Raw genomic sequence first — 672 nt, forward strand, 5'->3', positions numbered from 1 at the left:
ATCATCGGCGTCAACGTGTTGGTGCACATTATTTACAGACAACAAGTACCAACGACCCCAACCACACAACATCCTTCTTGAGGTACTTCATGTGTTAAGTTTTTTTTTCTTCTGGGGGGGTTGTTTTGACTACATGGTCCCTGTTTTTCTTTTTAAAAACTACTTCGAAGGTTGGCAACGAGATGTGGGTACGGCGGAAGCTGAAGTGCGACGCCTTGGGCCAAACTCTGCTGCAGCTGTCGTCCTCCTCGACGCCTGCGTAATCTTCACTGTAACAACCCACACACACACAAAATCACTCTTATCACCATTGTTTGCAGTGAGCGGCTGCATGTGCTTTTGCTGCTGAAGTACTTTTGGACTGGACTACTTGAGCAGTAGCAGGGCACTCACCCGGACATTCAAGTGCCAGGAATGGCGTGCGCCGTCGCTACTTTTTGATGTCCCTGTTTTTTTGTTTGTGGTTGTTGGGATTTTGCTCTGCTAAAGGTTCTAACGGTGAACCGGGGTTTCCTCTTTAACATGCTCTGGCGTGAGGTGATCTCTTCGTTCGCAGTCTTCTGCTGCCTTTGCTGCAGCCATTGCGTTTCCCTCTGCTGGGCCAGCATCCTGCACGTAAGAGTGGTAGTACGTGCATTCAGCGCAAAACATCCCATTTGCTGTGGGGAGAGA

The 672-nt window shown here is 49.3% G+C and carries 1 protein-coding gene; it reads right to left on the reverse strand.

The annotated features are described in order from the left end of the window. Positions 1–492 precede the first annotated feature (492 nt). Positions 493–672: hypothetical protein (locus AC1QQ2_RS14805; protein ID WP_479713717.1), on the reverse strand; the 180-nt coding region annotated here is incomplete at its 5' end.

The organism is Aestuarium sp. (assembly GCF_023253315.1).
Classification (GTDB): Bacteria; Pseudomonadota; Alphaproteobacteria; order Rhodobacterales; family Rhodobacteraceae; genus Marivivens; species Marivivens donghaensis.